Source organism: Gordonia prachuapensis, from assembly GCF_036350515.1.
Lineage (GTDB): Bacteria > Actinomycetota > Actinomycetes > Mycobacteriales > Mycobacteriaceae > Gordonia > Gordonia prachuapensis.
Map to the genome: position 1 here is coordinate 13,302 of NZ_JAZDUE010000009.1, position 21,893 is coordinate 35,194.

A 21,893-nucleotide genomic window follows, 5' to 3' on the forward strand; every position below is an offset into this window, starting at 1 on the left:
TCCCTGTCTACCCTCCCCGGGGCGGGCGCGTGACGTGCGCCGATCACCTGCGCGAAATGATCACCTTGAGCGCGTGCTCGTCGGCGGCGTTGGCGAAAGTGTCGTACGCCGCGTCGAACTCGTCGAACGAGTACCGGTGGGTCACGAACTTCTGCGGTTCGATCTCGCCGTTCTGAATGCGGTCGAGCAGTTCGGGTGCCGTGGTTGCGTTGACCAAACCTGTTGTGATGGTGAGGTTGTTGATCCAGTCCCGCTCAATGGGGAACTCGACACTCGCCCCGTGCACGCCGACATTGGCGACGTGGCCGCCCGGGCGCACGCTGTCCAGACACGTCGAAAACGTCGCCGGGACGCCGACCGCCTCGATGGCGACGTCGACCCCGAGGCCGCCTCGGCTGAGCTCCTTGAGTTCGGCGATCACGTCACCACCCTCGTTGACGTCGATGGTGTCGGTGGCCCCGAAGTCGCGGGACTGCTCCAGGCGGAACTTGTTGCCGTCCACGGCGATCACCTTGGATGCGCCCTGCGCCGATGCGGTCATCACCGCAGCCAGTCCCACCGGTCCCACGCCGACCACCGCGACGACATCGCCTTCCTTGACCGCGCCGTAGAGCACACCGATCTCGAAGCCGGTCGGCAGGATGTCGCTCAGCATTGTGCCCTGTTCGGCCGAGATGCCCTCCGGCAACCGGATCAAGCCGTTGTCGGCGAAGGGAACTCGTACATACTCGGCCTGCGTGCCGTCGATCAGATGTCCGAAGATCCAGCCGATGCCGCCGACGGTCTGACAATGCGAGGTCATCCCCATCCGGCAGTACTCGCAGGTTCCGCACTTGGTGACACATGAGATGATCACCCGGTCCCCGACCTTGACTCTCGTGCAGTCGGCGCCCACCTCGGTAACCACGCCCACCCCCTCGTGACCGAGGACCCTGCCGGCGGTGACGGCAGGGACGTCGCCCTTGAGTATGTGCAGGTCGGTACCGCAGATGGTGGTGGTCTCCATGCGCACGATCGCATCCGTGGCGTCGACGATGACGGGGTCCGGAACGTCTTCCCACGATTTGTCACCGGGACCGTGGTAAACGAGTGCTTTCATTGTTCGGATCCTCCGTCCGCTGATGCAACTGCGATGGTGCGCGCAGGCCGGTCGGGTTGATCGTATGCACAGAAGGCCATATGTTTGAGCGTCCGTCTCAAGATGAGATGGACGGCGTCACGCGGATCGCCTGGCGAGGTGATCTTCCTTTGCGGTGTGCGGAACACGGGTGGTCGACGCGAAGTCCGCACCGATCTCACGCGCTCGCCGGACGCCGTCTTCTCGCTTGGGGGCGTTGACATCTCCCTCGACGTCGTAGATGAGGTGACTCTCGACGTCGTTCATCCCGCAGTAGGCGAAGATCCCGACGTCCAGTTGGGTGCGCATCGCCTCGTCGTACCCGTACTTGTCGTAGGTGCGCTTCGACGACCCACCGACACCGACCAGAGCGGTGGGAATGCTGGGCAGCAGACCACTGAGCGGTGCCGCACCGCGATCCTCGACACCGCGGCCGTACTGGTAGGCCCATCCGGCGGTGAAGACCCGCTCGACCCAGCCCTTCATCAGCGCCGGCATCGACCACCAGTAGACCGGGAACACGAAGGCGAGTCGGTCGGCCGCCTCGACGCGGCGGTGCATCTCGGGGATGTCGGACGGGATGGGGCCGCCCCAGAAGTGGGCGTGGTCGGCCTCGGTGAAGCGTGGGTCGAAACCCTCGCGGTGAAGGTCGAGAACGTCGACCGTGTACCCGGATTCGGCGAACGGTTCATGGAAGGCATCCCTCACGGCCGCCGGATACTTGTCGGCGAACGGATGGGCGAACACGGTCATCAGGTGCATGGGTGATCCTTTCGCGTCGTGGACAGGTTCGTGACCTCTGGTTCGTGCCCCGGCTCGTCAGCGTGGCCGGCCGAGGGCGAGCGCCGCCGCGCCCCGGGCCGCGGTCACGGCTCGCGGGCCCAGGTACGACGCCGTCGAGGTCATCCCCTCGAAGATCACGAGGAGCTGATCGGTCAGGTCGCCGTCATCGCGGCCGGTCTCATGGACGACGATGCGCCCCAGCATCTCTCGCAACCGCTCCCGGTATGCGGCGACGACGTCGGCGACCTCGGGGGTCAGGCCACCGGTCTCGGCGAGGGCCCGCAGGAACAAGCAGCCCCGCGCACCTTCGGCCGCGATCCACTCCTCGAATGCCGTGAACAGCGCGTCGACGCTGTCGACGTCGAACTGTACGAAGAACCGCTCCATCCGGAGTTCGAGCACCGCGGCCATGAGGCCGGTCTTGCTCCCGACGTGCTTGTACAACGTTCGCGTCGACACCCCGGCGGCCTCGGTGAGGCGGTCCATGCCCGTCGCCGCGAACCCGTGCCGGTCGAAGACCTGCTCGGCGCTGACGACGATGGCGGCTTTGGTGGACACAGCGCCAGTGTAAAACGATCGTTTTACACTGGCAAGGGTGTGGTCTCCTCAGTTCGGCACCGGCCGCCCCGACTGCTGTGACCAGAGCTCCGGATCGTCGCGCAGCAGGCGAGCGCGCCCCTTGCGCCGATAGCGCCAGATCTGCGTCACGCCAATCCCCCACAACAGAAACTGTGCCGACATGGCCCAGGTGAACGCGTCGGCGGAATAGCCCGCCACGTCGTCGGCGGTCCGCCAGTCGAGGATCAGGCCGATCGCCGCCACCAGGGTGAGGCTGGCAAAGAATCCGCCCTGGTTGATGATGCCGGTGGCGGTACTGACCCGGAACACCGGATTGGAGGTGCGACCGAGGTCGAAGCCGACCATCGACGCCGGACCGCCCATCCCGCAGATCACCACCAGGATCACCAGTAGCCAATAGGGCGCCGGTCCGGGCCACGCCAGCACCACCGCCCAGGTACCCGCGATCGCGGCGACCACCAGCAGCACGAGCGTCGACCGATGCCAGGGCCATCGGGTGATCAGCCAGGCGAAGGCAGGACCGAACGCCATGATCGAGAGCACCATGACGGTCAGCAGGACACCGGCCGCCGCCGAGCTGACGCCCTGCCCTTCGACGAAGAACGGGTACCCCCACAGCAGGCCCAGCACGGTTGCACTGAATTGAGTGGAGAAATGCATCCAGAACCCGAGCCGCGTGCCCGGATGTTCCCACGATGCGACCAGGCTGTTCTTGATACCGGCCAGGCCGAGCATCGGACCCGACACCGAGCGCGCCTGCGCCGAGTCCCGAACCACGACCAGTGTCGCAATCAACAGCGCGGCACCGAGCGCGGCGGTGGCGAGATAGGCGTGTGTCCAGCCCAACGCCGACAGCGCCCACGTCATGGGCACCGCGGCGGCAACCGCACCGAGCTGTCCGAGCACCCCGGTGAGTTGGGTCATCAGCGGGATGCGGCGGACGGGGAACCAGACGGTTACCAACCGCAGGACGCACACGAAGGTCATGGCGTCGCCGATCCCGACGAAGAAGCGCGACGACAACGCCCAGATGTAGTTGTCGGCGAATGCGAAGCTGAGCTGGGCGCAGGTGAGGATCAACGTGCCGCACAGCAACACCCAACGCGGGCCGAACCGGTCCACCAGGAGCCCGACGGGCACCTGCATGAGCGCGTAGATCAGCAACTGCAGCACCACGAAGGTCGACAGCTGCGACGCCGTGATGTCGAAGCGATCGGCCGCGAGCAGGCCGGCGACGGCCAGCGACGAACGATGGAATACGGCGACGAAGTAGACCGCGAGTCCGACAAGCCAGATCGCCATCGCCTGGGCCGGGCGCGGTGGGGCGGTCATCGGCGGCGATCCATCGATCGCCCCTGCTGCAGATTGTCGAACACTCGATTCATTGTCCGGCATGCGATCGGGTACTCGATCCTCCGGGTATCCACACCTTGTCGCCGCCCGATCGATCTAAGCCAAAGCCCACCAGCCGGCATGTGACCCGCGCCACAATAGAGCTGCTGCAGCGCTCTGCGGCGAGGCGGACGTGAGGGTGGTGCACACATGACCGACGAGGTTGTCGTGCTGGCGGAGACGCGCACGTCCGTCGAGCGGCGGGCGGTATCCGACTGGGCGTCGACCGCATACCCCGATTCCCCGGTTCACCGGCCGGACGATGTCGACCTCGACGCACTGCCACCGTCGACGATGCTGGTACCGGTACGGCCGGTGTGGCTGCCCGCGGTCCGCCAGGGCGAACGCCGCGTCACACTGGGTGACCTGCTGGCCCTGTCCAACCCGCGGCGGCCCGTCGGGCTCGTTCAACCGCTGATTCGTGGCCGGCGGCCGGACAGCCTGCGCGTGGTGCAAGGTGTGCCGGCGACGATCGCGGAACTGCGTGAGCGACACACCCGCGACCTCGCCGAGGGTGAACCGTTCGGGACGTTCGTCGCGGTCCAGGCCTCGCTGTCGGCCGACCGCGCCGAGCGGCAGATCATCGGGGACCGCTACAAGGTGCCGCGGCTGGTCGCCGAACAGGTCAGCAGCTCGGCACGATTCCAGGCCGGCGCGGCCAAGCTGGCGGCCGAACTCGGCAGGCCGACCGAAGCAGTGGTGACCGAGGCCGTCGACAAACTGTCCGGCTTCGTGGCCACGCAGAGTCACCTGATGGACGATGTGTTCTCCGCGACGTTCGACAGGCTCCACGAACGCGCGTGGCACGTCACGGTGGATCGGGACACCCTCGACACCCTGCGGACGCTGAACAAGTCGACCGGCCTGGTGTTCCTGCCGTCCCACCGGTCCTACGTCGATCCGTTGGTGTTGGCGAAAGTATTGCGCAGCAACGATTTCCCACCCACTCTGGTACTGGGTGGTAACAACTTGTCGTTCTGGCCGGTGGGCCCGGTGGCGCGTCGGGCCGGGATGATCTTCATCCGACGGAAGTTCGGGTCGGACCCGGTCTACAAGTTCGCCATGCGGTCGTATCTCTCCTACATCGTCGAGAAACGGTTCAACCTCGAGTGGTACATCGAGGGCGGCCGCAGTCGCACCGGCAAGCTGCGCAAACCGATGATGGGCCTGCTCACCTACGTCGTCGACGCGGTGACCCAACTCGAATCCGGCGACGTGACGATCGTGCCCACCTCGATCGTGTACGACCAGTTGCAGGAGATCGGCGCGATGGCCGCCGAGGACGCCGGCGGCACCAAGAAGCCCGAGGGTGTCGGTTGGCTGCTGCGATACGCGAAGGCACAGCGCAGCTATCTGGGCGAGGCGAGGGTCCGCTTCGGCACCCCGTTCTCGCTGCGCTCGGCGCTCGCCGACGCCGGCGAGGGTCGCGCCCGTCTGGAGAAGGTCGCATTCCGCGTGATGGACGAGATCAATTCCGCCACACCGATCTCGGCGACGTCGTTGGTCGGCTTCGCCCTGCTGGGTGCACCCGACCGCGCCTACACCCTGCCTGAGATCGAGGCGATTCTGGTGCCACTGCTCGACTACATCGCCCGCCGCGGTCTGCCCGGACCCGACCCGGCACGGTGCCGCGGGGTCGGCCTGACCCAGACCCTGCGGGTGCTGGCCGGCAACGGCGTGGTGAGCTGTTTCGACGGCGGGTCCGAGCCGGTCTGGTCGATCGTGCCGGACAACCGCGCCGTCGCCGCCTACTACCGCAACGGTGCGCTGCACCATTTCGTGAACCGCGCCATCGTCGAGGTCAACATGCTGGCGGTGGCCGAAGGCGAGATCCGCGCCACCGGCGACTACGTCACCGATGAAGGCCTGCTGGCCGTGTCCCAGCGCGAAGCCCTGCGGATGCGAGATCTGCTCAAGTTCGAGTTCTTCTTTCCGGGCAAGGACGAGTACTTCCACCGGCTCGCCGCCGAACTCGACCTGATCGCGCCGGAGTGGCGCGGGCGGATACCGACGCAGGAGTGGACGTATGACGTCCTGCACGGTCATACCGGAGCCCTGCTCGCCCGTCGGACCCTGCAGCCGTTCTTCGATGCGCAGCTGGTGGTCGCCACGCGGCTCGTCCAACTGGGCGTTGCCGCCCGCGACAAAGACGACCTGATGGCCGACTGCCTGGGCCTGGGCCGCCAGTTGTCATTGCAAGGGATTGTGCGCAGCAAGGATTCGGTGTCCAAGGACCTCTACGACGGTGCCTATCGACTCGCCGACAACCGCCACCTCATCCACGGCGAGGAACTCACCGACGTTGCTGCGGCGCGTCAGGCGTGGCTCGACGAGGTGAACCTCATGCGGGATCGACTCGCTCGGATCACCCAGATCGAGGACATCCAACCGTCGCTCGGACGGAAGGAGGCTCGATGAGCGCTTTCACCGACCGGATGCGCGCGATCCGTGCGGCGCCGACCGGCAAGAAGGTGGCCGCGCTGTTCGACTACGACGGCACCCTCATCGAGGGTTTCTCCGCCGCAGCCATCATGCGGGCGCGCATGCGCAGCATGGAGTTCGGGCTCGGTGAGGTCGTCGACTACCTGCTGATCGGGCTGCGCGGGGTGGTGTCCGAGCAGGACTACGCCGAGGTACTCGCGGCGACGAAGCCGACTTTCGCGGGCAAGACCTACACCGAGATGCTGGAGTTCGGTGAGGATCTGTTCAAGCATGAGACGGCGGCAAAGCTGCGGCCGCAGATGTGGCAGATCCTGCGTGCGCACCGGGAGATGGGGCACACGATCGTGATCGCGTCGTCGGCCACCCGATTCCAGATCGCGCCCATCGCGCGAGAGATCGACGCCGACCACGCGCTGGCCACCGACGTCGAGGTCGTCGACGGCGTGGTCACCGGCAACATCCTGGGACGACCACTGTGGGGACCGGGTAAGGCCGCGGCCGTGCGTGCATTGGCCCGCGACCACGAGATCGATTTGGGCGCGTCGTTCGCCTACAGCGACGGCAACGAGGACATCCCGTACCTGGAGTCCGTGGGCCATCCGGCGGCCGTCTCACCGCGTCGCCTGCTGCGCGCCGAAGCCGAGGCCCGCGGCTGGCCGATCCTGGACCTGAAGAACCCCACCTACAACCGGGCCGGCATGCTGGCCCGAACCGGCGCCTTCTACGGTTCGTTCATCACTTCTGCCGCAGTAGGTTTCACCGCAGGCCTGGTGCGTCGAAACCCCCAGGCACTCGTCGAGACCCTGCCGACGGGTGTCGATGTCGGATTATCTCTGGCCGGCGTACACGTGCGGGTCCTCGACGGCGGCGAGTATCTCACCTCAGACCGCCCGTGCGTCTTCGTGTTCAATCACCAGTCCAAACTGGACCTCCCGGTGATGATCCACCTGGTCCGATCGGATGCGACGGGAGTGGCCAAGAAGGAAGTACAGCGGGTGCCCGTGGTGGGGCAGATCCTCGATCAGGCCGGACTCGTGTTCATCGATCGCGCCGACCCGGGTCGGGCGATCGAACAGCTGACGCCGGCGGTCAACGCACTCCGTGACGACGGGATGTCGCTGGTGGTGGCGCCCGAGGGGACGCGATCGGCGACGCCGCGGATCGGATCCTTCAAGAAGGGCCCGTTCCACATCGCCGCACAGGCGGAAGTACCGGTGGTGCCGGTGGTGCTGCGCAATACCGGCGAATTGATGTGGCGCGGTTCGCAGTTGATCAGACCCGGAATCGTCGAGGTACGGGTGCTGCCACCGGTCGACACCACGGGGTGGCGGGCCAAGGAGATGGGTGCTCACGCCGAGGAGGTGCGGCAGATGTTCGTGAGCGCACTCGCCGATTGGCCGCTCGAGTCGTTCACCGACGATTCGACGGATGTGGAACAGGAGGCGAAAGATGACTGACGGTGGTGATACCGAGGATGCGAGTGGCCGCCCGCTGGACTGGGCGAATGAACCACATATGAGCCCGGTGGACACCATCATGTGGCGCGGTGACACCGACCGTCGCATGCGCGGCACCATCTGCATGCTGGAGATCTACGACTGCGCCCCGGACTGGGACCGGCTGGTCGCCGCCCATGAGTGGGCGAGCCGGATGGCGCCGCGGTTCCGCCAACGGGTTGTCGACTCGCCGTTCGGCACCGGAACACCCAGCTGGGCAGTCGATCCCGAGTTCGACCTGCACTACCACCTGCGGCGGATCCGGATCGGCGGCGACGGCAGCATGCGTGAGCTGCTCACCACGTGCGAACAGCTCGCCATGACCGCGTTGGATCCCGCGCGCCCGCCATGGGAGGGCACGTTGATCGAAGGCCTGCCCGGCGGCAAGGCCGCGTACCTGTTGAAGGGACATCACGCCCTCACTGACGGGCTGGGCGCCATCCTCGGTCTCGCCCAGCTGCATTCGCCGACGCGCGAACACAATCCGAGCAAACCTCAACCGCCGAACCCCGACCCGGACAACATCACCGCCCTCGATCTGCTGCGCCGACAACTCGGCGAGGAGCTCCGTCGCGTTCCCCACCGCCTCGATGTGGCCGTATCCGGAGTACGCGCACTGGGACGTCCCCGGCGCGCGTTGAGTTCCGCGCTGCGCTACGGACGGTCGGTGCCCCGGGTGGCGGGGCTGGCGAGTCCACCCGGCTCCCCACTGCTCGCCCACCGCAGCCTGTCCTGGCGGTTCAGCGCGTTCGAGGTTCCGTTCACCGATCTGAAGGCGGCCGCCGCGGCCACGAAAGCGTCGATCAACGACGTCTACCTCGCCGGGCTGATCGGCGGTTTCCGCCGGTATCACGAGAAGATGGGCACGCCGGTGGAGGCGATCCCCGTCGCGATCCCGATCTCGGTGCGCCGGCCCGAGGACCCGGCCGGCGGCAACCGGATCGCCGTCGGCCGCCTGGCCGGACCTGTCGGGATCGCCGACCCGTTCGAACGTGTACTGACCATCCGTGAACAGGTCCGCGTCGCCCGCCACGAACCCGCCGTCGACCTGTTCAACACGCTCGGCTCGGTGATGGCCTGGTTGCCCGGATCACTGCTCATGCAGTTCAGCGGAACCACCAGCCAGAACGATCTGCAGGCCAGCAACGTCCCCGGAATCCCCTGGGACACCTACGTTGCCGGCGCCAAGGTGGAACGGATGTTCCCGTTCGGACCGCTGCCCGGCTGCGCGATGATGGCGACCATGATCACCCACAACGGCACCGCCTGCCTGGGCCTGAACTCAGACGGCGCCGCCGTCACCGACCTCGAACTGTTCGCCGACTGCCTCGTCGCCGGTTTCGGTGAGGTACTCGCGCTCGCCGAACCGGACGGGGTGGCCGGGGTGTTGCGTCGGGTGGTGTGACGCGCGCGGGCTCGAGCCCGGGCCGTCGCAACGCGCTGCAGTCGGTCGCACGCGATCCTCCGGTCGGTGCAGCAGAATGGGGGGTATGGACGAGGTGGAGTTGCTCGAACAGGTGCGAGAGCGCTGGCAGCGCGGTGACCCACCGAAGGGAATCGCACGCGCGCTGGGCGTGCGACCGTCGGTAGTGGCGCCATTGGTGAAACAAATCGCCGCCGAAGCCCAGGCCGCCCAGGGATTGGGAAAGGTGCTCGGGTGCTGGGTCAATCGTGGCTGGAGTGTTGGTCTTGGACTCGAAAAACATCCGGAGTGGGCGGAACTGGACGCCCCCGCGGGTGAGGTCGAAGGCATGGCTCAGGTGTTGGTGGCTCGAGAATCACGGCGTGGTCGGGCAACCCTATGGGGCTATTTGGCAGACGTGCACTGCCTGGGGGTCAAGAACGTCCGTGACGCCGAAACCATGGACGCCGGTCACCTCCCCGGCGCAGTCCGCACGTTCTACGCGGCTTTCGACCTTCCTCCGGTGGAGATTCCGATAGAACTCGGCCGCGAACTGATTCTGGGAGCGGTGCATTATGCACGGGAGCTTGGATTCGAGCCGGCGGGCGCGTTCGACGGTGACGCCGCAGCGTTCCTGGGTGACTGGGACGGGCCGGGACAGATCGAATTCGGTCGAGACGGTCAACCGTCCTACCTCAGCGGGCCCTACGACAATCCGGATGCTGTGCTGCGGACCCTCACGCGGTCCGTGGGCGCAGGGAACTTTCAGTTCTCCGTGGCTGCAGGACCGATCTGATCTGACCAGGTGTCAATGTGTTTCGCCCGCCGGCAAACAGCCTGCTTCGGCCTCCAGGCTTGACTGGCGGCTGGACCGCGTCTATCTGTCGCATGTGGAGATAGAGCGGATGAGTGGACCTCTCCGCCTGCCGGGCGGAGTTCGGGCGGTGGTCTTCGATGTTGGGGAGACTCTAGTTGATGAGTCACGTATGTGGAGCTATCACGCTCGTCGAGTTGGGGTGACACCGTTTGCGTTGATGGGTGTGATCGGTGCGCTCATTGAGGCTGGGCAACCGCATGACCATGCGTGGCGCGTCCTGGGGGTCGATCGTCCTGATACGGCACCCCAGATCAAGTCGACTGACCTCTACCCTGATGCGCTGGATTGCCTGTCGGCGGTGAAGACTGCTGGTTTTGTAGTCGGCATCGCCGGCAATCAACCGGCGGGTGCCGTAGCGCAATTGAGCGACCTCGGCTTCGAGGCCGATGTGGTGGCCTCCTCAGCACAGTGGGGTGTGTCCAAGCCTTCAGTGGGGTTCTTCAGCCGACTTGTGCGTGCCGTCGGCATGCCGGCTGAGGACATTCTGTATGTCGGCGATCGCCTTGATAACGACGTCCTGCCCGCCGCCGCAGTCGGCATCCGCACGGCGCTGCTGCGTCGCGGGCCCTGGGGACATATTCATAGTCGCCGGCCAGAAGCCGACCGTGCCGACCTCCTATTGGATTCGCTGCATCAGCTGCGCACGATGTTGCCAAAACAGTTGGGGATGTCGGCGCCGCCAGCTGATAGCTCTGGGACGTCACCGCTATGACAGGGACGGGTTACCTGATCGGTAAGGTCAGACTGGGCGATGCTGAGCACCTTGCCCGCGCTCACGTGGCTATCTGGAAGGCTACCTATCCAGGAATGGTCAACGAGACCAAACACGTTGCTCTGACCCCAGAGGAATCTCTCCCGCGGTGGACGTCGATCGCTACCGATGTCGCCGTACGCGAAGTCCAGACCAGGTGCGCGGTCCACACCTTGAGCAACCAGATCGTCGGTTTCGCGACGGCGGGCACGCCGCGAGATGACCTTGCCCCGACATCGGCCGAACTGTGGTCGCTCAATGTTGTTCCTGATCATCACGGCACAGGCCTTGCTAGCGAGCTGATGCACGAGGTCCTCGGCGAGGATGTTGCGGCCTACCTATGGGTAGCGACGGGTAACGGCCGAGCGATGAGTTTCTACCGCAAGCACGGGTTCGAACTCGACGGCGATACCCGGTTCGATCCCGCCTGGGAGTGCCATGAGTCACGCATGACGAGAGCATGATTCGATCTTGGCTGCGACCAGTTGCCTAGCGGCCTGTCAATTCAGTCCGCCAATTGACTGAGCGTGTCGGCTTCCACCTGATCAGGAACGTGAAAGAGTTGATGAAACATACTATCACGCAATGGATTTCATTATAGCGTCTCGTGGACGGCCATCTGCAGTGATCGAGCTATCGGACGATGAGTGCGCGAACCGATAGGCCAAGCGCGATAAATCGTCTCAGGCGTTGGCGCTTCGAAGCAGGATCGTGCTGGTGTGCGCCGCGGGCGAATCCAACGGAGCGATCGCCGCCGCACTTCTAACCGCGCGCCATATCCACGAATCTCGACAAATGAAGCTGGTGTGCCACAGTGATTGTCGCCGTCGGACCGTTGCGGTGTTTACCCAAGATGATGTCGGCTTCGCCGGCGCGAGGGTCGTCGCGCTCGAAGGCGTCGGGGCGGTGGAGCAGGATGACCATGTCCGCATCCTGCTCCAAACTGCCCGACTCGCGCAGGTCAGAGACTTGCGGCTTCTTGTCCGTCCGCTGTTCCGGCCCGCGGTTGAGCTGGCTGATCGCGACCACCGGAACCTCGAGTTCCTTTGCCAGCAGCTTCAATTGGCGGGAGAACTCGGAGACCTCCTGCTGGCGGGACTCGACCTTCTTGCCCGATGTCATCAGCTGCATGTAGTCCACGACGACGAGTCGCAGGTCGTGGCGCTGCTTGAGGCGACGTGCCTTGGCGCGGATCTCCATCATCGTCAGGTTCGGCGAATCGTCGATGAACAACGGCGATTCGGAGATCTCCCCCATACGGCGGGCGAGGCGGGTCCAGTCGTCGTCGCTCATTTTGCCGCCACGCATGTCGCCGAGTTTGACCTTCGCCTCCGCCGACAGCAGGCGCATGACGATCTCGGTCTTACTCATCTCCAGCGAGAACATCGCACTGGTCAGCCCGTTGGAGATGGAGCACGACCGCAGGAAGTCCATCGCCAACGTCGAATTGTGCGTGGGCACCATGGCCTCGCCGGCCAGATACATGTGGTCGTCATTGTCCACCTCGACGCACCGCACTGGCACGCTGTCGATGGCGCGCACCGCGATCAGCCGTCGCACGCCGGCGCGGCGACGGAGTTCCTTGTGCCGAATCGCCTTGTGGTGCACGGTGAACACGTCGTCGTCGGCGTCCACGCGCAACCATCCGGTGGCCGACCGCTTGTAGTTGTAGCCGAGACCGGCGACCAGGTCGGCGACGACGGCGGTCATGTGCCGCGTGGCGGCCGGCACGGTGATCCAGCCGTCGTCGTCGACCGTGGCGCGAGCGTCGAGCAACCCCGCGAGTAGTGCCCGACGCTGCGCGATCGACCCCCGAAGATATTCGAACGGGATACGGCCGCCGAGGTCGGCCATCAATGTCATCACGTCGACCGGGCCCTCGGCGTCGATACGCATGCTGATCTCGGGATCGTCGAAGGCCATCCCGGCCAGCGCCGCGACCGTGTACGGACCGTAGGCGAAGCGTTTGCGCGGCAGGTCCAGCGGCTCGGTGTTGCGCACCACCGCACACCCGACGTGCGCGCGAAGTGCGCCCGTGTTGACGGTCTGCCGCTTGCCGTCGATGTCGGCGACCCATTGATGCTGTTCGTCGGCGATCAGCACCGTGCCGTCGTTGAATTCGACCTCATAGCACGGTCGTTCGGTCATCACGTCGGTGGCCGCGACCACCCGGGTGGGCCATCCGCGGGCATCGAGCAGCTGCTCACCGACAGTGACGTTGCCCATCGTGGTCCACCCGGTGGGCGTGGGCAGCGGTGTATCGAGGGCGAGTGCCTTGCCGACACCGGGTCGTGCGGCGACGATGATCATCTGCCCGGGATGTAGGCCGTTGGTGATCTGGTCGAGATCCACGAAGCCGGTGGGCACGCCCAGCGACAGTCCGCCACGCGACGCGATCGAGTCGATCTCGTCCATCGTCGGCTGGAGCAGTTCCTCCAGCGGCACGTAGTCCTCGGCGGTGCGGCGCTCGGTGACCTCGTAGACCTCGGCCTGGGCACGGTCGACGACCTCGGCGACGTCCTGGCCGTCAGCACCGGCGTAGCCGAACTGCACGATGCGGGTCCCTGCGGCCACCAGGCGCCGCAGAATGGCCTTCTCCGCGACGATCTCGGCGTAGTAGCCGGCATTGGCCGCAGTGGGCACGGTGGAGATCAGCGTGTGCAGGTAGGGTGCCCCGCCGACCCGGCGGAGCTCCCCGGCACGTTCGAGCTCGGCGGACACGGTCACCGCGTCGGCCGGCTCACCTTTGCCGTACAGCTCCAGGATCGCGTCGTAGACCGCTTGATGCGCGGGTCGGTAGAAGTCGGCCGACCGGAGTTTCTCCACGACGTCGGCGATGGCGTCCTTGGACAGCAGCATGCCGCCGAGCACGGACTGCTCGGCCGCCATGTCCTGCGGCGGCTGGCGCCCGAAGTCCTCGGCAGGAACCCCGTCGTCCCCGCGGCCCGACCGTCCGCCGGGCACCGGCTCCAATCGACCCGGGTCATGCCCGCGGTCATCGACTACTGCCACGCGTGTCAAACCTCTCGCAGTACTTGCACCACTCACACTTCGAGTGGGTCCGACTCTGTGGCGTCGGCGGCACACACCACCGACGTCGGTCGTGCTGCCTCCGTGGTACTCAGCAGCTCCGACAGATTGCCCAAGCCGGACTCCGAGCGCTCACGCAGAAGCACTGACGGAGCACATTAGATCCCGCATCCGGCGGCACTCAAACGCAGATGTGCACAACCTTGTCAGCAAACTGTGGACCGACTGTGGACCCAGTCGGGAGCGTTGTGAACCCCCTGTGCACAACGTGGGGAAATGTTTGCGCAAGCCCGAAGTTCCCGCAGGTCAACGTGTTGCGGCTTCATGCACAGGAACAGTCTGAATTCTCTTCGGCGTGTCATGCCGGAACGCCGGATCGGCGTGTTGCGCCCCAAGGGTCAACCACGGGTATTCAACAACTCGGTAAACATCCGATGTGACCTGGGTAACAGCAGGTCAGCCCGGTTCCATCGATGGGACCCGACTGGGTCGGTTGTCCACAGTTCGAACGGTTCCGCGTCACGCGCGATGATCCTGTGCTGCAATGGTCGGCGTGGGGAGGCAGCACAGCGCACGGTACACGCACACGAGCGCCACTCGGCGGTCACGGTTGCGGACCCGCTACGTCACAGCGGTGATCGCATCGGCGTTGTTCGTGGGCGCGCTAGGTGTGGTTCCGACGTCGGCAACGGCCGCGCCGCCCGGACCCACGCTTCCGGTCGAGTTCGACCTCTCGCGCTACCAGCCCGTCGATCCCGAGCGGTACCGGTCCCTCGCCTACGCCGACAACGGCCGGGGATTCCTCCGCGTCGGCCGGTGGATGTGCCAGATCGGTCCGGTCTACCGCTATGTCGGCTGCCAGGGCCACCCGGCCACCGCGCCGCCGCAGGTGCGTGGCGCCGCGATCTCGGGCGATCAGCAGGGACCCTGGTGGGTGCCGCCCGGTACGACCTACCGATTCGGCGCACCGACCGGTTTCCGCCCGCCGACGCTGTCGGTGGGCAGTCGGGTCACGCTCTACGGCGTCACCTGCACCGCACCCCGGCGTGACACCGTGGCCTGCAGGACCGGGTCGCGCGCACTGATCTTCACACCGGGCTGGCACAAGTTCTTCTTCCCCAGCGGGGACTCCGCGCACAGCCCGAACCCGGCACCGCGCTATCTGCCGCCCCGGCTGCAGTACTGGAATCAGCTGCCGCTCAACCCCGCTCCGCCGCGCTGATCCCCGCACGGCATCAGATGAACGAGCGAAGCTGAGTCGCGAAGTCGAACAACCATGCGCGCGAACCCGGTTGCGTCTCCCGAGCGGTTCGTTGGGTCTCCTCGGCCGTAGCGGCCCGGGCAGTTGCCCTGGCCTGCTGACGCGCCAGTCGGCGTCGCGTGCGGTCACGCGTGGCGATTGCCTGACGCTGCTCGTAGCGGGCGAAGTCGATCGAGGGTTGATACAGAAATGCCAGAACCGCGACGACGGCGCCGACGACGACGAAGGTGATGATCAGCATGGCGAACGTCTCCTGGAAGTGACTGCGGTCGGTTGTGCACGAGTCCTGGACGTTCGCCTGGTGCGTCCATCCGGTTCCCCCCCCGGAGTGACGAACTCGTACCGAGGACGCTACGGACGGACCGGCCATCCGGAACGGGTACCGGACTACCCGACTTCATCGGGCCGGGTCCCTACGTGTGCGGCCACTACGCAGTCGATGGCTCCGGGCGGCCGCAACCAGCACTGCGGTCGACGCCGGATCGACATGGGCGACACCAAGAGCGACGCTTCGACGCAGTGGGTAGAGTTCTGTTCACGTTGAACAAGCAGCGACCCGGCACCGCCGTGCGATCGCTTGCCGGGTCACGAGCCGGCGAGAGGTCTACGCATTTGAATTCCGACAGTGTCGACCCTGCGCGACTCCAACTTCAGATCGCAGATCTGATGCAGCGGGTCCAGCGGTACGCCGACACCGACGTCCCGCTGGCGCTCGACGAGATCACCACAGGCGCGGCCCGGCTGATTCCCGGTGCGCAGTATGCCGCCGTGACGGTGACGACCGACAAAGGCACCGTGGACACAGCCGCGTCGACCCATCGCTATCCCGCGATCCTCGACGACGTCCAGCACAACCGGCAGGAGGGCCCGTGCCTCCAGGCGGCAGCCGATCAGGAACCGATCCGCATCGATGACCTCGAACGCGAGTCGCGGTGGCCTCGCTACCGGGAGGGCGCGCTCAAGCGCACGCCGATCCGGGCCATCATGGCGTTCCCGTTGGTGAGCTCCACACACATCCTCGGGACCCTCAACGTGTACTCCGACACCCCGGACGCATACGACGACGAAGCCTTCGACATCGCCCAGGCCTACGCCACGCATGCCACGCTGGCGTGGGATGCGTTGCGCCGCAAGGAACAGTTCGCCACGGCTTTGGCCACCCGAGACATCATCGGCCAGGCCAAGGGCATCATCATGGAGCGCTACCGTTGCGACGCCGACCACGCGTTCGGTTTGCTCACCAAGCTCTCTCAGGAGACGAACAGACCATTGCGTGACGTCGCCCGGCAGCTCGTGGACGCCGACCGTCCGATACCGGATGTCGACGACGCGGGCGCGAATGTGTGAAGAGCAGAGACGACGACGCCGGCCGAACCCCCGTAGGGATTCGGCCGGCGTCGTTTCGAGCTGGTGACTCGCGTCAGTTCGCGACGACCGCGATGTCGACGGTGGCCCGCACGTCAGGGTGCAGGTTCACCACGACCGGGTAGCTGCCGGTGGCCTTGATGTGACCCTTCGGCAGTTCCACGGTGCGCTTGTCGACGGCGGGGCCGCCGGCCGACTTGATCGCACCCGCGACGTCGGCGGCGGTGACCGAGCCGAACAGCTTGCCCGAGTCGTGGGTCTTCACACCCAGCGACACGGCGCTGAGCGCCTCGAGTGCCTGCTTGAGCTCGTTCGCGTGCTCCAGACCGCGGACCTCGCGAGCGGCCTGGACACGACGGATGTCCTCGACCTGCTTCTGCGCGCCACGGGTGGCCTTGATGGCCAGTCCGCGCGGCAGGAGGTAGTTGCGGCCGTAGCCGTCCTTGACCTCCACGGTGTCGCCGGCCTCGCCGAGGTTCTCCACGGCGGCGGTGAGGATGAGTTTCATGTCAGATCCCTTCCCGCTCAGCGTCCGGTCGAGGTGAACGGCAGCAGCGCCACCTCACGCGAATTCTTGACGGCCACAGCGACATCGCGCTGATGCTGCACGCAGTTGCCGGTCACGCGACGCGACCGGATCTTGCCGCGATCGGACAGGAAACGGCGCAGCAGCGCAGTGTCCTTGTAGTCGATGTCGGCCTTCTTGTCCTTGCAGAAGCTGCACGCCTTGGTCTTGGTGACCTTCTCGACGCGAGGCTTCCGGCTGCTCTTTGCCTTTGCCATTGGTACTCCAGTGTGTTTCTAGAAAGGTGGTTCGTCGTCCCCGCCACCGAACGATCCGCTGCTCGCGGGCGCGCTGCCCCAGGGATCGTCGGCGACCTGCTGACCTCCCCCGCCGCTGCGGCTACCGCCGCCGGAGGAGAATCCGCCGCCACCACCGCCACGCGAGGCCTTGTTGACCTTGGCGGTGGCGTACCGCAGCGAGGGACCGATCTCATCGACCTCGAGTTCCACCACTGTGCGCTTCTCGCCTTCGCGGGTCTCGAAAGACCGCTGCTTGAGGCGACCCTGCACAACGACGCGGGTTCCCTTGGACAGGCTCTCGGTCACGTTCTCCGCCGCATCGCGCCAGATGTTGCAGCGGAGGAACAGCGCTTCGCCGTCCTTCCACTCATTGGTCTGACGGTCGAACGTGCGCGGCGTGGAGGCCACCGTGAAGTTGGCCACCGCGGCTCCCGACGGCGTGAACCGGAGTTCCGGATCTGCGGTCAGGTTGCCCACAACGGTGATGACCGTGTCGCCTGCCATGTGTCTCCCCTTAGGTCGTGGATGGGCACTCGTTGATCGACTGCACCGGGTTCGTCGGGTTCAACCCTAGAGCCCGGCACCGACTGCTTACGTGTCGATCAAGGAACTGTGGATTACTTCCGCAGAACCTTGGTGCGCAGAACCGACTCGTTCAGCTTCAGCTGACGGTCGAGTTCGGTGACCGTCTGGGGTTCCGCGTCGAGATCGATGACGGCGTAGATGCCCTCATTGTGCTTGGCGATCTCGTAGGCGAGGCGGCGCTTGCCCCAGATGTCGACACCATCCACCTTGCCGCCGTCGTTGCGGACAACGTTGAGGAAGGTATCCAGTGAGGGGGCGACGGTGCGCTCGTCCAGATTCGGATCGAGAATGACCATCAATTCGTAGTGACGCATAAGACCACATCACCTCCTATGGGCTAATCGGCCACGGACTGTCCGTGGCAGGAGGGTCGCCTGCGTCGGCAACCGGTCCAAGATACATGACGAACCCCTGACCAGCGAAATCGTGGCCCGCAGTCACGACCACCCGATTCCGAATTCTCGCTCGAGGCGCGACCACTTACGCTGTTGGCCATGTCCGACGCCCCCACTTTGCGAGCCGACCGGGCGTCGCGTCTGTCCTCCGCAGTCGCCGGCCGCGGCAACACGACGTTGGTCCTCGTCGTGTCGTTGCTGGCCACGTGCGTGACGATGTGGTGGAGCTACCAGGCGAAACTCAAGTGCGGCGGCCCGCCGTTCCTGGCGGAGGGCCGCAGCTCACACTGGCCCGTCGGCGATCCGGATGCCGTCATCCCCTGCTACTCCGACCTGATGTACCTGTGGATCGGCCGGGACATCAACAATCACGTGTTCCCGTTCATCAACGGCGGCATCACCCCGGACGGAACCCTGTTCGGCGGGGTCGTCGAGTACCCGGTGCTGTCGGGGATGCTGATGTGGCTGGGTGCGATCGGCGCCGACACCGACACCGAGTTCTTCCAGCATTCGGTGCTGCTGCTCGTCCCGTTCGGGCTGGCCGTGACGGTGATGCTGGCCCTGATGACCCGCTGGTGGGTGCTGCTGTGGGCCGCCACACCGCCGATGGTGCTCTACGCCTTCCACAACTGGGAACTGCCGGTGGTCGCGACCACCGTCGGCGCCGTCGCCGTCATGGCCTGGGGATCGACCATCAATCCGCGCACCGGGGACCGTCGGCTCGCCGTGCGGACCGCCGCGATCCTGGCCGCGATCCTGCTCGCCGTCGGATTCTGCCTGAAGCTCTATCCCGGCTTCTTCGTGTTGCCGCTGGCCATCTACGTCCTCACCTACGGCACCTCGCCGGACGCCGACGGCCGGACACCGGTGCGCCGCACCCTCGACTGGGTGGGCGCGGTGTGGGTTGCCGCAGCCGCGACGATCACCGTCCTCGCCATCCAGCTGCCGTTCATCCTGCTCGGCTTCGAAGGCTGGAAGGCCGCGCTCTCGTTCCAGGGCAAACGCAAGGCCGACGTCGACACCAACTCCATCTGGTACTGGGGTCTCCGGCATCTCACCGGCGGCCAGAACGACACCTACAACTCGCTCGTCGGGGTGCTCTCGCCGCTGCTGATCGTCGCCGCGTTCGCCGTGTCGGTGTACCTGGGCTGGCGGGTCTACCAACGCACCGGACTGTATCCCTGGATCGGGGTTGCCGCGTCGATGCTGGCCGGGTTCATGCTGTTCCACAAGGTGCACTCCCCGCAGTACACCCTGTGGATTCTGCCGTTCTTCGTGCTGCTGCAGATCCGCTGGCCGGTCATCGTCGGCTACCTGGTCGCCGACTTCATCCTCGACACCACCATCTTCCGGCTCTTCGGGATCTACACGTCCGGATCACCCATGCAGTGGTGGGTGATCGGCGGCGTGAACCTGGGTGTGTGGGTGCACGCGGTGCTGCTGGCCTACCTGATCGTCGCGTTCGTCCGGGCACCGCTGCGTGAACCGCTGGCGTCGTTCGGCCGTCGGCCCCGGCCGACCGAACCGGACCTCGTGTCGGCGCAGTCGTGAGCGACTGGCTGGGCAGCGGTCCACTCTCGCTCGGACGGGTGACGCTGCGACCACTCGTCGCCGATGATGCCGAGGCGCTGTCGCGCGTCGTCGGCGAGCCCGAGCGATTCCGGTGGGTTCCGGGCGTCCCATCGGACCTCGAGTCGAGCCGCCGGTGGATCGAGAACGCACGCACGACGACGGATCGCGTCGCTTTCGCGGTCATCGACAACACCGACTCGCGGTTGATCGGGTCGACGAGCTACTACCAGATCGACCACGCAAACCGTGCTGCGGCAATCGGTTACACCTTCTACGCCGAGGACGTACAGGGCACGGCGATCAACCCCACCGCGAAGCTCCTGCTGATGCGGCACGCATTCGAGGAGTGTGGCGCGGTGCGCCTGGTGTGGCACACACACGAGCACAACGTGCAGTCGCGCGCGGCGATATCGAAGCTGGGCGCCACGTTCGAGGGTCTACTCCGCAAGCATCGCCGGTTCGGCGACGGCTGGCGCACCACCGCCCAGTACGCGATGACCGACGACGACTGGCCTGCCGCGAAGGCGCGGCTGCTGCAGCGGATCTCGAGCCAGGGAAGCTAGGGCTTCTCCGTGTGATCGGGATGCCCGTGCGTGCGACGCTGCTCCTTCATCCTCGCCTCGTGCAGATGCCGCACCCCGTCCATCAGCTCGTCGCGGGCGCGCTTCTCCGCCTGACGAAACGGCGTCCAGTAGGTGTCGTCGAACTCCTCGACCACCTGAAACGTCCACCGCCCGTCGATGACGTTGCGTCCGACGATCTCGACGTCGAGCATGTCCGCGAGGTCGCTGTGGCCGTCGGCCCGGAGGGCGTCGGCCGCCTCGCCGAGGACCAGGTCGGCGTGACCGATCAGCTGGTGAAAGCTGTACAGGTGCCCGCGTGCACGTTCGACGTATTCGAGGGCCTCGGACAGTTTTCCCACCGCATCGGCGGTGGCATCCGAGATGTGTTCGGCGCGATCAGCCATGGGTCCATCAGTACCCGGCTCAGGCCACGTCGAATCGGCCAATGCGCGAATCGCCGGTCACGAATCGGTCACCACTCGCCGGCGACGATCACCCGGGTCCGCCCGGTCACGCCGCCCGAGAGGATCGTCTTGATCGACGTCGGCAGGTCCGTCACCGACACGTCGGTGGTCACGTCGTCGAGGTGACGCGGCTTGAGTTCGCCTTCGAGTTTCGCCCACAGCGCGCGACGGTTGACGATGGGTAGCTGCACCGAGTCGATCCCGGCCAGGGTGACCCCGCGCAGGATGAACGGGTGCACCGTCGTCGGGAGGTCGGCGCTGCCGGCGAGTCCGGACGCGGCGACCACACCGCCGTAGTTCAGCGTGCTCAACGCATACGCCAGGGTCGGACCACCGACGCAGTCGACCGCCGCGGCCCACCGCGACTTGCCGAGCGCACGGACCTTCTCGCCCTCCTCGGGCAGCCGGCCGATGACCTCGGTAGCGCCGAGGCTACGCAACAGGTCGGCGGCCTCGGACTTGCCCGTCGACGCGATGACCTCGTAGCCGGCGGCGGCGAGCAGGTCGACGCTGACGCTGCCCACGCCGCCCGTCGCACCCGTGACGAGCACCGGTCCATCCGACGGGGTGATGCCGTGCGTGATCAGGGCCTCGACGCTCATCGCCGCGGTGAAGCCGGCCGTGCCGATGGCCGCCGCCTCCTTCGCCGACAGTCCGGACAGCTTGACCACCATGTCGGCGGGCAGTCGCGCGGTGTCCGCATAGCCGCCGTGGCGGCCGGTCCCGATGTCGTAGCCATGTGCGACCACGACGTCGCCGACCGAGAACTCCGACGACGCGCTCGAGGTGACCGTGCCGGCCAGGTCGATCCCGGGGATCAACGGATACGACCGTGCCACACCGCCTTTGGGCGTGACGGCGAGTGCATCCTTGAAGTTGACGCCGGAGAACTCGACCGCGATCTCGACGTCACCGTCGGGCAGAAAGCTCGTGTCGACGGTTTCGTGGACGAGGTCGATGTTGCCGTCGTCGTCCTGATGGGCTACCAGTGCCTGTACGTCAGCCATGTATCGCA

Annotated in this window: 22 protein-coding genes; 10 read left to right on the plus strand and 12 right to left on the minus strand. The window is 66.1% G+C overall.

What is annotated here, in order from left to right:
* Positions 1-43 precede the first annotated feature (43 nt).
* The 4 genes from V1Y59_RS11985 to V1Y59_RS12000 all read right to left on the minus strand — a co-directional run bounded on the left by V1Y59_RS11985 (position 44) and on the right by V1Y59_RS12000 (position 3,811).
* Complete coding sequence (locus V1Y59_RS11985) at positions 44-1,099, minus strand: zinc-binding dehydrogenase (protein WP_330505189.1); 1,056 nt, start codon at positions 1,097-1,099, stop codon at positions 44-46.
* A gap of 117 nt (positions 1,100-1,216) precedes the next feature.
* Positions 1,217-1,879, minus strand: coding sequence for an NAD(P)H-dependent oxidoreductase (locus V1Y59_RS11990; RefSeq protein ID WP_330505190.1), 663 nt, complete (start codon positions 1,877-1,879; stop codon positions 1,217-1,219).
* A gap of 57 nt (positions 1,880-1,936) precedes the next feature.
* Entirely contained in the window at positions 1,937-2,458 is a 522-nt protein-coding gene (locus V1Y59_RS11995; protein ID WP_330505191.1) for a TetR/AcrR family transcriptional regulator, read from the minus strand.
* A 48-nt stretch (positions 2,459-2,506) separates the two neighbouring features.
* Positions 2,507-3,811, minus strand: coding sequence for an MFS transporter (locus V1Y59_RS12000; protein WP_330505192.1), 1,305 nt, complete (start codon positions 3,809-3,811; stop codon positions 2,507-2,509).
* A gap of 210 nt (positions 3,812-4,021) precedes the next feature.
* Between V1Y59_RS12000 and V1Y59_RS12005 the strand changes: the two genes are divergently transcribed.
* The 6 genes from V1Y59_RS12005 (at position 4,022) to V1Y59_RS12030 (ending at position 11,303) form a co-directional block, all read left to right on the plus strand.
* A complete protein-coding gene (locus V1Y59_RS12005) occupies positions 4,022-6,289 on the plus strand; it encodes a glycerol-3-phosphate 1-O-acyltransferase (RefSeq protein WP_330505193.1) in 2,268 nt (755 codons plus the stop codon).
* Positions 6,286-7,770, plus strand: a complete 1,485-nt coding sequence (locus V1Y59_RS12010; RefSeq protein WP_330505194.1) for an HAD-IB family hydrolase — start codon at positions 6,286-6,288, stop codon at positions 7,768-7,770. The genes V1Y59_RS12005 and V1Y59_RS12010 overlap by 4 nt, the downstream gene beginning before the upstream one ends.
* Positions 7,763-9,214, plus strand: a complete 1,452-nt coding sequence (locus V1Y59_RS12015; RefSeq protein WP_330505195.1) for a wax ester/triacylglycerol synthase domain-containing protein — start codon at positions 7,763-7,765, stop codon at positions 9,212-9,214. Before V1Y59_RS12010 ends, V1Y59_RS12015 begins: the two co-directional genes overlap by 8 nt.
* 85 nt (positions 9,215-9,299) lie before the next feature.
* The gene (locus V1Y59_RS12020; protein ID WP_330505196.1) at positions 9,300-10,007 is read left to right on the plus strand and encodes a hypothetical protein; all 708 of its coding nucleotides are present in this window, start codon (positions 9,300-9,302) and stop codon (positions 10,005-10,007) included.
* 109 nt (positions 10,008-10,116) lie between these two features.
* The gene (locus V1Y59_RS12025) at positions 10,117-10,800 is read left to right on the plus strand and encodes an HAD family hydrolase (protein ID WP_330505197.1); all 684 of its coding nucleotides are present in this window, start codon (positions 10,117-10,119) and stop codon (positions 10,798-10,800) included.
* 95 nt (positions 10,801-10,895) lie between these two features.
* Positions 10,896-11,303 (plus strand): GNAT family N-acetyltransferase, encoded by a 408-nt coding sequence (locus V1Y59_RS12030; RefSeq protein WP_330505198.1) that lies wholly within the window; start codon positions 10,896-10,898, stop codon positions 11,301-11,303.
* Positions 11,304-11,601: 298 nt separating this feature from the next.
* Here V1Y59_RS12030 and dnaB read toward each other — a convergent pair whose 3' ends face one another.
* Positions 11,602-13,851, minus strand: a complete 2,250-nt coding sequence (dnaB, locus tag V1Y59_RS12035) for a replicative DNA helicase (protein ID WP_330505199.1) — start codon at positions 13,849-13,851, stop codon at positions 11,602-11,604.
* 562 nt (positions 13,852-14,413) lie between these two features.
* Between dnaB and V1Y59_RS12040 the strand changes: the two genes are divergently transcribed.
* Positions 14,414-15,091 (plus strand): hypothetical protein, encoded by a 678-nt coding sequence (locus V1Y59_RS12040; protein ID WP_431309156.1) that lies wholly within the window; start codon positions 14,414-14,416, stop codon positions 15,089-15,091.
* Between the two features lie 13 nt (positions 15,092-15,104).
* Here V1Y59_RS12040 and V1Y59_RS12045 read toward each other — a convergent pair whose 3' ends face one another.
* Entirely contained in the window at positions 15,105-15,371 is a 267-nt protein-coding gene (locus tag V1Y59_RS12045) for a hypothetical protein (protein WP_330505200.1), read from the minus strand.
* A gap of 371 nt (positions 15,372-15,742) precedes the next feature.
* On the opposite strand from V1Y59_RS12045, the gene V1Y59_RS12050 reads away from it, so the two are divergent.
* Positions 15,743-16,477, plus strand: coding sequence for a GAF and ANTAR domain-containing protein (locus V1Y59_RS12050; protein WP_330505201.1), 735 nt, complete (start codon positions 15,743-15,745; stop codon positions 16,475-16,477).
* A 73-nt stretch (positions 16,478-16,550) separates the two neighbouring features.
* Here the strand turns inward: V1Y59_RS12050 and rplI are convergent, their stop codons facing one another.
* The 4 genes from rplI to rpsF form a co-directional block, all read right to left on the minus strand.
* Positions 16,551-17,003, minus strand: coding sequence for a 50S ribosomal protein L9 (gene rplI, locus V1Y59_RS12055; RefSeq protein WP_330505202.1), 453 nt, complete (start codon positions 17,001-17,003; stop codon positions 16,551-16,553).
* Between the two features lie 17 nt (positions 17,004-17,020).
* Complete coding sequence (rpsR, locus tag V1Y59_RS12060; RefSeq protein ID WP_330434015.1) at positions 17,021-17,278, minus strand: 30S ribosomal protein S18; 258 nt, start codon at positions 17,276-17,278, stop codon at positions 17,021-17,023.
* 18 nt (positions 17,279-17,296) lie between these two features.
* Entirely contained in the window at positions 17,297-17,803 is a 507-nt protein-coding gene (locus tag V1Y59_RS12065) for a single-stranded DNA-binding protein (RefSeq protein ID WP_330505203.1), read from the minus strand.
* A gap of 113 nt (positions 17,804-17,916) precedes the next feature.
* Positions 17,917-18,198 (minus strand): 30S ribosomal protein S6, encoded by a 282-nt coding sequence (gene rpsF, locus V1Y59_RS12070; protein WP_330434019.1) that lies wholly within the window; start codon positions 18,196-18,198, stop codon positions 17,917-17,919.
* Between the two features lie 180 nt (positions 18,199-18,378).
* On the opposite strand from rpsF, the gene V1Y59_RS12075 reads away from it, so the two are divergent.
* Complete coding sequence (locus V1Y59_RS12075) at positions 18,379-19,830, plus strand: hypothetical protein (RefSeq protein WP_330505204.1); 1,452 nt, start codon at positions 18,379-18,381, stop codon at positions 19,828-19,830.
* On the plus strand, positions 19,827-20,414 hold the full coding sequence (locus V1Y59_RS12080; protein WP_330505205.1) for a GNAT family N-acetyltransferase: 588 nt from the start codon (positions 19,827-19,829) through the stop codon (positions 20,412-20,414). Before V1Y59_RS12075 ends, V1Y59_RS12080 begins: the two co-directional genes overlap by 4 nt.
* Here V1Y59_RS12080 and V1Y59_RS12085 read toward each other — a convergent pair.
* Together V1Y59_RS12085 and V1Y59_RS12090 are read right to left on the minus strand one after the other, a co-directional pair.
* Positions 20,411-20,818: a hypothetical protein gene (locus V1Y59_RS12085; protein WP_330505206.1), complete on the minus strand. Its 408-nt coding sequence runs from the start codon at positions 20,816-20,818 to the stop codon at positions 20,411-20,413. The genes V1Y59_RS12080 and V1Y59_RS12085 overlap by 4 nt on opposite strands.
* Before the next feature lie 68 nt (positions 20,819-20,886).
* Positions 20,887-21,885, minus strand: coding sequence for an acrylyl-CoA reductase family protein (locus V1Y59_RS12090; protein WP_330505207.1), 999 nt, complete (start codon positions 21,883-21,885; stop codon positions 20,887-20,889).
* Between the last annotated feature and the right edge of the window lie 8 nt (positions 21,886-21,893).